This is a genomic window from Flavobacterium palustre, assembly GCF_014639535.1.
GTDB lineage: Bacteria > Bacteroidota > Bacteroidia > Flavobacteriales > Flavobacteriaceae > Flavobacterium > Flavobacterium palustre.
The window spans coordinates 102,829-115,998 of the sequence record NZ_BMGA01000008.1; the positions used below are offsets into that span (position 1 = coordinate 102,829).

13 protein-coding genes are annotated in these 13,170 nt (G+C 34.5%); 1 reads left to right on the forward strand and 12 read right to left on the reverse strand.

Features of this window, described 5'->3' with window-relative positions; genetic code table 11:
• Positions 1-108 precede the first annotated feature (108 nt).
• The 3 genes from IEV84_RS14020 to IEV84_RS14030 form a co-directional block, all read right to left on the reverse strand.
• Entirely contained in the window at positions 109-498 is a 390-nt protein-coding gene (locus IEV84_RS14020) for a hypothetical protein (RefSeq protein ID WP_188494981.1), read from the reverse strand.
• Between the two features lie 208 nt (positions 499-706).
• The gene (locus IEV84_RS14025) at positions 707-1,168 is read right to left on the reverse strand and encodes a hypothetical protein (protein ID WP_188494983.1); all 462 of its coding nucleotides are present in this window, start codon (positions 1,166-1,168) and stop codon (positions 707-709) included.
• A gap of 273 nt (positions 1,169-1,441) precedes the next feature.
• Complete coding sequence (locus IEV84_RS14030) at positions 1,442-2,185, reverse strand: SDR family NAD(P)-dependent oxidoreductase (RefSeq protein WP_188494985.1); 744 nt, start codon at positions 2,183-2,185, stop codon at positions 1,442-1,444.
• 154 nt (positions 2,186-2,339) lie between these two features.
• Here IEV84_RS14030 and IEV84_RS14035 point away from each other — a divergent pair, with 154 nt between their 5' ends.
• A complete protein-coding gene (locus IEV84_RS14035; protein WP_188494987.1) occupies positions 2,340-2,651 on the forward strand; it encodes a winged helix-turn-helix transcriptional regulator in 312 nt (103 codons plus the stop codon).
• Between the two features lie 190 nt (positions 2,652-2,841).
• On the opposite strand, the gene IEV84_RS14040 is transcribed toward IEV84_RS14035, so the two are convergent.
• The 9 genes from IEV84_RS14040 to IEV84_RS14080 all read right to left on the reverse strand — a co-directional run bounded on the left by IEV84_RS14040 (position 2,842) and on the right by IEV84_RS14080 (position 13,170).
• Positions 2,842-3,390 carry a hypothetical protein gene (locus IEV84_RS14040; protein WP_188494989.1) on the reverse strand — a complete coding sequence of 183 codons (549 nt, stop codon included), beginning with the start codon at positions 3,388-3,390 and terminating at the stop codon, positions 2,842-2,844.
• Positions 3,391-3,552: 162 nt separating this feature from the next.
• Positions 3,553-4,035 carry a hypothetical protein gene (locus tag IEV84_RS14045; protein WP_188494991.1) on the reverse strand — a complete coding sequence of 161 codons (483 nt, stop codon included), beginning with the start codon at positions 4,033-4,035 and terminating at the stop codon, positions 3,553-3,555.
• A gap of 165 nt (positions 4,036-4,200) precedes the next feature.
• Entirely contained in the window at positions 4,201-4,776 is a 576-nt protein-coding gene (locus IEV84_RS14050; RefSeq protein ID WP_188494993.1) for a hypothetical protein, read from the reverse strand.
• 129 nt (positions 4,777-4,905) lie between these two features.
• Positions 4,906-5,949, reverse strand: coding sequence for a tyrosine-type recombinase/integrase (locus IEV84_RS14055; protein ID WP_188494995.1), 1,044 nt, complete (start codon positions 5,947-5,949; stop codon positions 4,906-4,908).
• Positions 5,950-6,289: 340 nt separating this feature from the next.
• Entirely contained in the window at positions 6,290-8,011 is a 1,722-nt protein-coding gene (locus IEV84_RS14060) for a sodium:solute symporter family protein (RefSeq protein ID WP_188494997.1), read from the reverse strand.
• A 123-nt stretch (positions 8,012-8,134) separates the two neighbouring features.
• Entirely contained in the window at positions 8,135-10,672 is a 2,538-nt protein-coding gene (locus IEV84_RS14065) for a PIG-L family deacetylase (RefSeq protein WP_188494999.1), read from the reverse strand.
• Between the two features lie 137 nt (positions 10,673-10,809).
• A complete protein-coding gene (locus IEV84_RS14070) occupies positions 10,810-11,322 on the reverse strand; it encodes a hypothetical protein (protein WP_188495001.1) in 513 nt (170 codons plus the stop codon).
• 421 nt (positions 11,323-11,743) lie between these two features.
• The gene (locus IEV84_RS14075; RefSeq protein WP_188495003.1) at positions 11,744-12,232 is read right to left on the reverse strand and encodes a hypothetical protein; all 489 of its coding nucleotides are present in this window, start codon (positions 12,230-12,232) and stop codon (positions 11,744-11,746) included.
• A 398-nt stretch (positions 12,233-12,630) separates the two neighbouring features.
• A complete protein-coding gene (locus IEV84_RS14080) occupies positions 12,631-13,170 on the reverse strand; it encodes a mechanosensitive ion channel domain-containing protein (RefSeq protein ID WP_188495012.1) in 540 nt (179 codons plus the stop codon).

Below are 13,170 nucleotides of genomic sequence, written 5' to 3' on the forward strand. Positions count from 1 at the left end.
CGAACTTCGTAGCGACATATTTTCCACTAAGATAAAATTTATTGAGAAACGTGAACGTGAAACTTACCATAAAATTAGCAATTGCGAGAAACGGCTGTTACCAGCAGCTTAATTTATTTGAACTTTATATTTTATCAGAATTGCTAATGACGATATTATAGAAGGAAGAAACATAACAATCAAAACTATAATCGGCTCATATGAGTCACCAATTCCGTAACTCTTGGAAAAAATAAATGGCGACAGAAACGCAAACACGCATCCAAAAATCAATGAAAATATTGCAGTTAATTTTATTATGAGTTTATGTTTAAAATCATTCAATCCAAACGTCCGAGCGTTCCATCCGGTAACAGCCATTCCAATAAATATTGCCAAAGTCAAGAATGCAGTAATCTCGAGACTTTCATAAATTAAAATTAGAAATGTTATAAGTGCCATTATTGAATAAAACACAGCTGAAATCCATCCAAAACTTCGAACTATTTTTTCTTTCATTTTACTTTAATTCTTTCGGCTCATTTTTTTAATGTCGGTTAATCGAGTGGTTTCGTGCGGCCAAGTTGCTGGTAACGTTCTGGTACTACAGCGGGTTTGGGACTAAATTAAGCCCATTCTTCGGATTTGCCAAATCATTCAGATACAAAACCATTTTTCCATTAAGCCTATTGCCCAAATCCGTTGTAGTAGCTGTTACCAGCAGTGATTATTTCTTGACAAACTCTGTCGAAAGATTATTCCCCCAAGGCATAGTTTTCAATATAATTTGTTTCTCATTCGGCTCAATTTCTAGCCATAATTCGCTTTTTTTAATCGAGTCAAAATCTAGAATTAGTATTGGCGAATCGATTTCTTCAATTTTCCATTTTCCTTTGCCGGCATTATTATATTGTCTGGATTTATTCAGAGTGAAAGTCTCGTTGTCATAGACAATGAGGATATCTTTTTCTTTTCCGAGATTGTAGTTACCTACGATTTTATTTTCCAAATTTAGTTGGAATATAGAAACTAATGCAAGATGAATAAATGGAAGTGCAAGAAAACCTAAGCCTATATAAAGAGTTTTATTTGTATTACCTTTTCTAATTTTGAAAATACCGATAAGAGTTAATATTATACCAATCAAAGGACTGATTATGTAAAGTGGGAATGTCCAAAGTGCTTCCATATTTTATTTTATCGTAGTATTTTTGGTCTGTATCATTGCTGGAAACGGTTTGCGGCTTTGCGTAGTGGCGGATTTTACCACAAATGTTGATACGAAGCACACACTTCAAAGATAGCACAAATGTTCATACGAAGCACGTCACCCGCCATTACGCAAAACCGCTGTTACCTGCTGGGCTTTGTCATGTCGTTTATTTTTTAGTGAATTCGCAAAAGCAAAAGCCACAAGCAGATGAACCGCTTATGGCTTCTTGTTAAAATGTTTTTTGCTAAATTATTTGAGCAAATGGTTTACATAACCACCATCAACCCAAATGTCTGTACCTGTAATGAAGCTTGCATGGTCAGAAGCTAAGAACAAAATAGTACTCGCTATTTCTTCTGGTTTTCCTACTCTTTTCAAAGCGGTACCTGATGCCAAATGTGCTTTCACATCGTCATTAGCAACACTGTCTAAGCCTGGTGTGTTTATTGGACCTGGACTTACAATGTTTACTCTTATTTTTCTATCAGCCAATTCGTTTGCAGCAATTTGGGCAATTTTGTTTACCGCACCTTTTGTTGCAGCATAGGCACTGCTATACATGGTAGCTGCTTGTGCAATTGTAGATGACGTAAAAAGTACTGAAGACCCGTCAGCCAAATGTGGTATTAATTTTTGTAATGTAAAATACAAGCCTTTTACATTGGTGTTGAACTGAGCATCGAAATCGGCTTCCGAGGTCATTGCAATGGGTGAAAATATGGCTATACCTGCATTTAAGAATAGTATATCAATTTTATTTCCACTTTCTGCAATTGCCTTTTCTAAAACTGCAATTCCTGTCAAATTCGAAATATCAGAAACCACTGTTTTCAGCAATGGGCTGTTAATTTGCGATGCTGCTTCTTTTAGGTTTTCGGTACTTCTACCTGTTATCCAAACACTTGCTCCTGCATTGATGAATGCTTTTGCGGTGGCAAATCCAATTCCTTTGGTGCCGCCTGTCACTAATACATTTTTGTTTTTAAAATCCATTTCTTTACTTATTTTAAATTTTTAATGGCACAAAATTATAACAGGTAAGTTATTTTAAGTAACTTTGTACTTAAAAATAACAGTAACATCGGTGTAACAAAGTAACATTATTATGTGCCTAACAAAAGATTTCGGACAGAAACACAAGACAGAAATGAGAGCCATTCAAGATTCTATGGATGTGTTAAATGGAAAGTGGGTAATACCTATTATTTCATCAATATGCTTTTATGAAACAAGAAGATTTTCGGACATTTTAAATGATATTGATGGGATTTCAAACAGAATGTTGAGCAAAGAATTAAAGGCTTTGGAAGTGAACAAATTAGTAAAAAGAACCATTTTGGATACACAGCCCATTTCTGTGCAATATGAACTTACAGAGCATGGTAGAACATTGCAAACGATTATCAATAACCTAACAGTATGGGGTATTTCGCACAGGAAGGAAATTATTGGTCAATAAAATTCTACAATACATATTCGATGTTTCAAGTAGTCTTCGGTTTTAGCCTTGCAGGTAACGTTCTGGCGCTACACGAGGTTTGGGATTAAAGATGCGAGGTTTTTCGGTTAAACACAAATTTCCCAAATACAAAAATCATCTATAAATTCAGCCTAATGCCCAAATCTCGTGTAACGGCTGTTACCAGCAGTTATTTTGTTTCAATTATTGTAAGTTTTGCTTTTTCGTATTCCTTTTTCCTTATTTTCCTTTCGCTTTTGGTTTCATAACCTGCAGGTAATAAAGTGTTATATCTCTCATCACTTAATAACCATAATTTATATTTTTCTTGAAATTTTTCAGTGCCAACAGATTGTATAAATGGCAAGTAGAACTCTACGAAATTTGTATTATTTTCACAGGTGCTCATTAAGCAATTTTGATAGTAGAATCCTATATAATTAACAATAATTAGTTCAATTCTGTCTGCTATAATTATTGCGATTTCGCCTTTTGTTAAATTTCGTCCAATACATTCAGATTTTACATTCGTTATAGTTTGGTCTGTAAAAAAATCTGCAAGAGTTGGTAATAATTTAGTTTTATATTCTATAATTTTTTTGGCTGGTTCAGTTTTGCTTATTTCTTTAGAGTCATTTGTTTTCACAATTTCGTTTAATAAAGAGTCTATTTCAATTTTGTTTTGAGATAAAACTAAGTTGAAACTAAAAATTAAAACTAAAAGCAAAACATTCTTCATAGATGCTATTTTTCTTATAATTGCTGGTAACGTCCTGTGGCTTTGCGACAGCTGCGGAAATTGGAACTGAGTACACTAGGCTGGACTGAACGAAGTTATGAAAATAAAAACGAACTTTTACAACTGAAATAGCAGTTGCGCAAAACCGCTGTTGTGCGCCGTTTAAGACTTTTTCAAGCTTCTATTTTTATAGATTTTTAATAAATAATTTAGCTTTTGGCTACTAATATTCAACTCGTTTAAAAAGATTTCTTCCTTACCGTTAGAAGTATTAAGAACTAAATAATCTTTCGATTGTGAAGAAGAAGAATAGTTCGGTCTACTGATAAATTCAAAAGTCTCAATTTTCGACCAAGTTATAAATTTATTGCTTTTTATTTGAATTCCTTTGTCATTTAGTTTGAGACAAACTTTTGATTCAGTTTTACTTTCTTTTACATTTGAGTATAAAGCATACGTTAGGTAAATTAAGATTAGAAAACATAATATTTTGTAGCTTACAGAAAAGTTAGAAAAAATAGCAACTAAGCATAACACGATATAAACTATTCCGCCAAAGATTTGAAAATAACTATAACTTTTAGATAAGCTAATTATCGTTTCTTCTGGTGCTTTTGTATTTTCCTCAAATAAACTTTTTAGCATAAACGTGATTATAAATGGCGCACAACGTTTCGCGGCTCACTCGAAGTCGGTTGGGTTATGAAACCGAGTACTCTCCGCTGCGACTAAAGGTAATAAGAAAACGTGAACTTGAATCTTCGGCTTAACCAACCGATTGCGAGTAGCCGCTGTTGTGCGACGTTATTATTATTGCCAAACATTAAAATTTGCCTTTATCAAATTGATAATCTCATTGTAAGCGTTTAACTCATCTACATCTGGAGATTGTTTTAAATAAATTTCATAGTTATCGAATTGAATCGTATTGATTTCTTTCAAATTTCTATAGTAAAGTTTGTACCCAATTCCATCCATAACGCCTAATGTCGTTGTTTCTACTACATATCCATATTTTTCGTCAAACACAACTCTCGGTTTTTGAATTTTGTAATCAATCTCCCGAATACTCGGCAACTTTTTGATATTGATGATATAAAACTGTAACCATAGATATTCAAAATTACTTTTTGGAGTTATTACGGTTTCGTCAAATGTTGTTAGGTCGTTTCTAAAATGATAAAGAATTGCGCTCCAATTCTTTTCATCAACCTTGTAAAATCTAAATAATTCGGTGCCTGTGGTTATTTGGTAGCTTTTGTAAACCCGAATTTCTTTGCTGGCAAGAGTATCAGGAATGCCCAAACGACTATTGATTTCTGATATGGATTGAGCATTGAATACAATGCTTTTGAGAATCAGGAAAATCAACAGTATTTTTTTCATTACAATTGGAATATAATGTCGCACAACTAGTATATACTCGCTACAAACTAGCGCATATACACCCAAAAATGGGTAGATTGGCGCTATAAAGTAGCGTATTGTCCAACAAATGTAAAAATAATAATTGTATTACAAATCATCAAAAGGACTTTTTATTTGTTGAATACTTTTCGTACTAACGTGCGTGTAAATTTCGGTAGTTTTGCTACTATTATGACCTAATAATTCTTGAATGTATCTCAAATCGGTACCGTTTTCTAGTAAGTGTGTAGCGAAGCTGTGCCTGAGCCAATGCAAAGTGGCAGGTTTCGTAATTCCCGATTTTTGTAAAGCTTGTTTTAATACCTGTTGGAGACTCCTACTATCATAAGGTTGTCCGCTAATTTGCCCTTCAAACAAATATTTTGTGGGTTTAAAGGCGATATAATATTCCCGCAACATTTCTAAAATTTTTGGGGATAATGGAGCAATGCGGTCTTTTTTTCCTTTGGCGTTTTTCAGTAAAACTAGGTTTCTTTTTGAGTCGATATGAACGGGTTCGAGAGCCAATAATTCGCCACAGCGCAAACCGCAACTATAAATCAACGAAAGCATCATTTTGTGTTTGATATTGCTGTGGGCATTCAAAATCAATTTTATCTCTTCTTTACTCAATACATTGGGTAATTGTTTGGCTCGTTTTGGTCGGTGAATTTTATCTACCAGCATCTTGGTTTCTCGGATGGTCTGGAAGAATAGTTTAATGGCATTGACGATTTGGTTTTGATAAGAAGCTGATAAATTATTTTTTAAAATATACTCATTATTGTACAAAATAACATCTTCATTTGTAATATCGGCAATGGCTTTTTCTCGATAAAATACCAGAAAAGATTTTAAAGCTTCACTATAAGTTACAATAGTGCTTTCGCTATAACGTTTGGAACGCATCCATTGTTTGAATTTTTCTATTTGTATTTGTGCTTCTTCTGAAGGAATGGTATATGCTATTGGCGTTATTTTGAACCGAACTCTGTTTTCTTCGGTATCCGGAATATGCCATGCCATAAGTGTTTGACTCCATCGGGCGCCGTTAATTTTTTTGATGCGCTCAATCAAGCCGGCATTTTTTTCAAAATAGACAGCAATTCTATTTTCTCCTTTGTGTTTAATAGGTTTAGCAGACCATTTCATAATGAATTGATTTTCTGACTTAAATGTACTGAAATAACAATTACAAAAAGCATTGTCAATAGCAATTACAAATTTTATTGAATGCAGGAACCGCGTGAGGGATTACTTCACTAAGTTTTATTTTTTTGTTGAGTCCAGTGAATTTTATTTGCGGCGGTATCCTCGAAGTGCAACGGAGAGATAAAGCTAAGAGCCCAACCATGACGTAGCGTAGTGGAGGCAGGGGCACGCCCACTTCTTTAAATATTCTTTAATTTATCACTGTTGCAACTAATTCATGATTTTATAACCGTTGCTATATTTGATAGCAATAGCGCTGACAACTTTTTAGAGTTATTTTTTATTCCTCAATTTTTTCAGTCTTAAAAATACTAGCCTGTAATAAAGTTGAAAGCACAATCGTCATCATGGCTCCAATAAAATTCAGCCATAAGTATCCCAGTTTTTCTTCGCCACTTGGGTAGATAAAAATGGCAAAATAATAAATCACAAAAATGGTCAACTGGCTAATCAAAGCGCTGTAAAAAATAGCTTTGGCTTTGACAAATTTGATATAAAAGCCCACCAGAAATATTCCCAGTACAGTGCCGTAAAAAATAGAACCTACAATATTGACTAATTGGATTAGGTTTTCAAACAGTGTTCCAATACAGGCAAAAAGAATGGCTATAATTCCCCAAAACAAGGTGAAAAATTTAGTAGCATGAAGGTAGTGCTTTTCGGTTTTGGGTTCTTTTAAATTGCGTTTGTAAATATCGATAGCTGTTGTAGAAGCCAGTGCAGTAAGTCCTGATGCTGTAGAGGACATGGCTGCCGAAATAATCACGGCCAGTAATAATCCTATTAAACCTTTAGGCAGATAATGCAGGATGAAGTGAAAGAAAACATAATCCTTATCGTTGGTTTCACTGCCTTTGTCGGCTTTTAGAATGATTTCTTTGGCATGATCTCTCAGGTCTTTTTCTTTGGTAGAAATCGCTACTAATTCCTTTCTGAGAATCGGGTTGTCATAGTCCTGATTCAACTGATCGATGTACAACAAATTGATGACTTTTTTGTCTTCCGAAAGCAGCTCTAATTGTTTTTCCAGGGCGTGGTATTCGTCTTTGTATTTTGATTTTTCAATAGCCGCCTTGTTGTTGGGATTGAAATTTAAAGGAACAGGATTGAATTGGAAAAAAACAAAAACCATAATTCCTGTCAGCAGTATAAAAAACTGCATCGGTACTTTTAAAAAACCATTCATAATTAATCCCATCTGGCTTTCGCGAACGGATTTTCCGGATAAATACCTTCCCACTTGCGACTGATCGGTTCCAAAATAAGCCAGTGCCAGAAAAAAGCCACCTGTAATTCCGCTCCACAAAGTGTATTTTTCTTCGGGATCAGTAGAGAAATCTACAATATCCATTTTGTCATTAGCTCCTGCTATGTGCAACGCATTGCTAAAAGTCATGTCGTTAGGCAGAAAATGAAGAATCAGAAAAAAAGTAATAAACATCCCCGACATAATCACAAACATCTGTTGTTTTTGGGTAACGTTTACCGCTTTTGTCCCACCTGAAAAAGTGTAAATAATTACCAGAATCCCAATAACAATATTCATATAACTCAAATTCCAGCCCAGTAAAGCCGATAAAATAATGGCCGGAGCATAGATGGTTAGTCCGGTACCGAGTCCTCTTTGGAATAAAAATAAAATAGCCGCAAGCGAACGGGTTTTTAGGTCAAATCGTTTTTCGAGGTATTCATAAGCAGTGAAAACTTTGAATTTATGATAAATAGGGATAAATGTCAGGCAAATGACGATCATGGCTATGGGTAACCCAAAATAAAATTGCACAAAGCCCATTCCGTCATGGTAAGCCTGTCCCGGTGTGGATAAAAAAGTAATGGCACTGGCCTGTGTAGCCATTACCGAAAGTCCTACGGTGTACCAGGGGGTTTCGTTGCTTCCCAGAATAAAATCCTCAACATTTTTACTTCCTTTGGTTTTCCAGGCTCCATACGATACAATAAAGAGCAGGGTGATAATCAATACAATCCAGTCAAATAATTGCATAGCTTAAGAGTATAATTTCATTATTGAATAAAAGAACAGGATGTATATTATATTGGCAACCAGTACCCAGGTATAATTTGTTTTCCAGTTTTTTTCTTTTTTTGGTTCCATTTTATTGCTTTTTTATTCTTGGGGATTAACAATTTCAGATTCAGGTGTTTTAAGCGCAATCATATTCGCCAGCAATCGGTAGGCTCCGGAAACGCCCATAGGCAATTCTCTAAATAAACTTAAACCGGTATAAATATATTGTCCTTTTCCATAAGTTGCCACTAATAAAGCTCCTTTTTTAGGACTTTCACCTTTGTCATGTGAGGAAAGAATAGGAGTAAAAGCAGCATCAAATTCATTGGGATAATACAAGCCCTGTTCCTGTGTCCATCCTTTAAAATCTTTTTGGGTAATTTCATTTGGATAATTTAAAATGGGATGATTTGGCGCCAGAAATTCCACTGTAGCATTTTCATCGGTAACTCTGTCCTGAGAAATCGTCAGGGGATAAGGTGCCATATTATGCGGAATATTCGAATCGGGAGTATTGTATTGTACAATTAATGTCTTTCCTTTTTTTACAAATTCAAGCAAAAGATGTTGTCTGATTTTTAATCCCGCTAAGGTATTGTAAGCGCGAATTCCCGTAATGATAACATCAAAATTGTTTAAACTTCGGGAGTTAATTTCATCCGGACTGAGTAATTGAACACTGTATCCCATTTGGGTTAGGCATTCCGGAACTTCATCACCGGCTCCCATGATGTAACCAATTCTTTCGTTAGTGGTTTTTAAATCCAGTTTTTTAAATTTGGCTTCAGCCGGCAATAAAACCTGTTGTTTGGAAATATGGTCATAATTAATCATAATTTGCTCTTTTTCCAGCTTTTTAGTATTGATGGTTACGCTGCTTTTGGCTGTTATTTCCGATGGATTTTCGGGAGGTGTAACATCAAAATACAGTGTTTTTTCCATTTCTTTTTTATCCAGACTAAAAGGGATTGTTGCCGGAGTTACCTGCCAGTTATCGGCTAGTTCTAATTGTACATTGCCCTCAATATTGTCTTTTCCGGCTTTGACCTGCACTGCCATTTTTTTGGTTTTTCCATCATTGAAAAAAGAAATCTGATCTACTATTTTAGTACTGGCATCAGGTATTATATCCAGAAAATAGTACATTTCTCCTTTTACTTTATCATTGTATTTGTAAATAATATCACGCTCAAAAGGAATATTTACATTATTGATTGCAATGTTAAATTGTATTTTAACTTCTCGAATAATATCCGGAATACCAATATTTTCCTGATGGTCAACCTGATACATTCCTGTTGTTCCTTTGTCTTTTAACCAATAGGGCTGAGTGTATTCTAAATTTTCGGCTAATTCTAAGTCGATAGTATTTCTTTCGGCGATATTATTGCTTAAAACTTTATTATAAACGCTGTTCTTTTGATTTGGAAAAAGGGTTACACTTTTTAATTCCATTGGGATAGCGCTTCGGTTGATGGTTTCCAGTCTTAATTTAACAGTACTTCCCGGAGTGGACTGTTGTACGTTAGCAACGGCTTCGAGGTACAATCCGGTGCAGCCGGCAATAATGTTTTTAAGTTCGTTCAGTTTTATTGGTTTCCAATGATTTTCGTCTAAAGCAGCGATCATTTGATAGGCTTTGATAAGATCAGGAATGGATGCCGACGGATTTGAAAAATTAAATTGTGATTCAATTTGGCTAATTAATTCGCCAATTGCTTTTCCGCCATTTATGCGATTCCAACTGGTGTCGATGCCGTCAAAAAGGTTGGATTTGTCTTTTAGTTTTTCGCCGTTAATCAACTCCAGGTATTCGGTATCCTGACCACGACTTCCGGTGCTTCCAAAACCTTGTGATTTATGACTGCTTCTGCTTAAAGCTGCAATTTCCTGATTGGATATTCCTGTCTCGGTATAATAAACTCCTGTTTCCAGACTGAGGAATTTTGATTTATCGGCCTGATCAAATTTCTCCTGATTGCCGTAAAACCAAACAGAAGGATTAAAGAAAATACGTTTGGGTTGCCAGGTGCTGAACCACTTTAGTTGTTCCGGAAAACGTTTTGGATTATTAGCTAATTTAAAACTTTCAACACTTAAAATTGCCGAAGCGGTATGATGCCCGTGAGTAGTTCCTGAGGTGCGGTGATCAAAACGATTGATAATGACGTCGGGTTGGAATTTTCGAATTGTCCAGACTACATCAGACAGGACTTTTTCACGGTCCCAAATTTCGAAAGTTTCATCCGGATTTTTAGAAAAACCAAAGTCATTGGCACGGGAAAAAAACTGTTCTCCGCCATCAATTTTTCGGGCTTCAATTAATTCCTGAGTACGAATAACACCTAATAATTCTCTTAATTCAGGTCCTATCAGATTTTGTCCGCCATCGCCTCTGGTCAATGATAGATATGCTGTTCTTGCTTTTTTTTCATTGGATAAATAAGAAATCAATCGGGTGTTCTCGTCATCGGGATGGGCTGCAATATATAGTACACTCCCCAGAAAATTCAATTTTTGAATTTGGTTGTAAATTTCAACCGAATTCCATTTTTCCGGTTTTTGAGCTGAAGAAACCTGAGTAAACAATAAGGATAGCAGAATAATGAAAGATATATTTATTGGTGTTTTTTGCATAATTTTTCTCAATAAGCTCAAATGTAGTAATTATTTTTTTGGAATAAAATCATTGCTGTTGTCTTTGTAGTAATGCTTAACAAACCAAAAGGCGAATTCCAATTTGAAATTCGCCTTTGATTTTTTGTATTATTAGATTAACGGTTTCTGTGTCCGTAGTGGTTTCCTCTGTCGCGTCTGTCATCTCTATCATCTCTGTCGTCTCTGTCGTAACGGTCTCTTGATTTATAGTTATCGGCATAACGGTAGTTGTTGTAACGGCGACCTTCTGCATATCTTGGATAATTTCTGTTATCGTAATATCTAACAGTATGATTGTTGAAATAAGCATAAGGACGGTTTCCGTGGTATCCTCTTAAGGCAATTCGATGCGCACGATTCAAATCACAGTTTCGGTATTGTACCGGTACATATCTTGTACGAACCCAGTTTCCGTGGTTTAAATACACATACAAAGAAGCGTTAACGTCATAATATGCTTCAATTTCCGGGATGTAATAAAAATCTACATTAACGTGATTTTGTGGTACCCATGCCGGTCTTACAACTACTGCGGGTGCTCCTATGTTTACGTTCACTGAAACTTGTGCCTGTGATGTACTTGCTGCAAATAAAATGATTCCTGTTGCGATTAATTTTAAAGTTCTCATGATTTCTATATTTTAAAGTTACTTGGGGTTATGAATTATTTTTTATTACTTATGTTAGTCAATTTTCAATTACTGTGCCAAAAATATTTTATTAACTTATTTTTAACTTATCCGAATTTCGATTAAAAGAATAAACGCAAAGCTTTTTTTTAAGTCGCTTTTTTTATGTACTAAGTAGTCGTAAAAATAATTGCTATAACACTTTTAAAAATGAGAGATTACAGTTTTTTGTTTTATTTTCTACTTTAGTTTCAAAATGTTCTTTTTGAGATCGTTTTATTTTTTATCTGTATTCGTTCTTTTTTATTTTATTCCAATTTACGTGCCAATATTATTTTTGTTAACATTATTTTAACTTTTTAAAGTAGCTTAAAAAAAAGAAACGCAGTTAGCGTTTCTTTAGTATCTGAGGTGTTAGAATTTAACGTTTATTGTTTCCGTTACCGCGACCCTGATTGTGTTTGTTGTTACCGGAATTATTCCCTCTGTTATAATCAAAATCACGTTTGTTGTCGTGTTTGTAATCGTATCTGTTACCGATTGTTTTTTGTGGTTTTCCTTTGTATCCTTTATAATATTTTGCTTTATGAGTTTTATAATGGATGTAAGGTTTGTTTCCGCGGTAATCGGTTAATACTACTTTGTAACCTCTGTATAAATCATAATGTCTGTAGTGTGGAGGAAGTTGTCTTGTATATATCCATCTTCCATTTCCAAAATAAATAAATTGTGAAAGACGAATATCATAATAAGCCTGAATGTCCGGAATGTAATAAAAATTCACATTCGAATAGCCTACAGGTCCCCAGGCAGGAGGAGCTCCGATATTTACATTTACTGAAACCTGAGCGTGTGAGGCACTCGTTACTAATAATATAATTCCTGCTGCGATCAATTTTAAAGTTTTCATAATTCTAAATTTTTAGGTTATACCAATGATAATTATAAAAGAACATATAAACGTTATTATTTTCATTCTTTATAATTAAAAAGCCAATTATTGTGCCAAAAAACTATTTGTACTGTTTAAAAACTAATTTGAAAAGCCGTTTTTCTCCATTTAAAACGTATTTGATGTCGCTTTATTGTTTGAAAGTAAGTAAGCTGATGTGGCTAAAGAGTGGGTGGTATTTTATGAAAAAACAAACAGTATTTGAAATAAAATTTGTTTTACCGAGCTGATTTTTTTGAATCTCGGCTTCGGTTTTTGCCACGAATTCACGAATAAAAAAGAAATTAGTGAATTCGTGGCGATTATTTCACTAATACCTCTGGGGCACTGCCCCGAGGTAGTTTATTAAAAGACGATTAATCGGTAAATTCTTTTTCTTCATGTAGATTAGGAAGTATAGAAACTCCTTTTTGAAAAAATAGATTATTAGGATAAATAACCTGTTCTCCCTCTTTATTTTTTATGGTGACATGAAAAGCTCCAATATCTTCAATTTCGCCTACAATAGGAAAGTCTTTGTCCAGAATTTGAATGATATCGCCTATTTTAAAAGGGAAGGAAAAAAATAAAAGAACCCCTGCGGTAATATTACTCAAAATAGACCATTGGGCAATCATTACCACACCTGCAACACCTATTACTGTTGCAACCGAAGTAATGCCTGAAATAATTTCTTTTGAGCTTACTCCCCAAATAAAGATTAAAGCAATAGCTGCCAGAATATTTATCAGCAGATGAATGTATTTAATAACTAAATTGGTTCTGTTCTCAATGATATGAGTGCTTTTGGCAAATTTACGTACTAATTTGGTGGATATAATTCGAAAAATCATCAGAATTATAATTACTATACCACTAGCAATTGATTCGGTTGTGAAATTATTTAAAAAATTCAT

Bases quoted from the DNA above. Each gene is read 5' to 3' on its own strand.
- IEV84_RS14020 (WP_188494981.1), bottom strand. From the start codon at position 498: ATGAAAGAAAAAATAGTTCGAAGTTTTGGATGGATTTCAGCTGTGTTT.
- IEV84_RS14025 (WP_188494983.1), bottom strand. From the start codon at position 1,168: ATGGAAGCACTTTGGACATTCCCACTTTACATAATCAGTCCTTTGATT.
- IEV84_RS14030 (WP_188494985.1), bottom strand. From the start codon at position 2,185: ATGGATTTTAAAAACAAAAATGTATTAGTGACAGGCGGCACCAAAGGA.
- IEV84_RS14035 (WP_188494987.1), top strand. From the start codon at position 2,340: ATGAGAGCCATTCAAGATTCTATGGATGTGTTAAATGGAAAGTGGGTA.
- IEV84_RS14040 (WP_188494989.1), bottom strand. From the start codon at position 3,390: ATGAAGAATGTTTTGCTTTTAGTTTTAATTTTTAGTTTCAACTTAGTT.
- IEV84_RS14045 (WP_188494991.1), bottom strand. From the start codon at position 4,035: ATGCTAAAAAGTTTATTTGAGGAAAATACAAAAGCACCAGAAGAAACG.
- IEV84_RS14050 (WP_188494993.1), bottom strand. From the start codon at position 4,776: ATGAAAAAAATACTGTTGATTTTCCTGATTCTCAAAAGCATTGTATTC.
- IEV84_RS14055 (WP_188494995.1), bottom strand. From the start codon at position 5,949: ATGAAATGGTCTGCTAAACCTATTAAACACAAAGGAGAAAATAGAATT.
- IEV84_RS14060 (WP_188494997.1), bottom strand. From the start codon at position 8,011: ATGCAATTATTTGACTGGATTGTATTGATTATCACCCTGCTCTTTATT.
- IEV84_RS14065 (WP_188494999.1), bottom strand. From the start codon at position 10,672: ATGCAAAAAACACCAATAAATATATCTTTCATTATTCTGCTATCCTTA.
- IEV84_RS14070 (WP_188495001.1), bottom strand. From the start codon at position 11,322: ATGAGAACTTTAAAATTAATCGCAACAGGAATCATTTTATTTGCAGCA.
- IEV84_RS14075 (WP_188495003.1), bottom strand. From the start codon at position 12,232: ATGAAAACTTTAAAATTGATCGCAGCAGGAATTATATTATTAGTAACG.
- IEV84_RS14080 (WP_188495012.1), bottom strand. From the start codon at position 13,170: ATGAATTTTTTAAATAATTTCACAACCGAATCAATTGCTAGTGGTATA.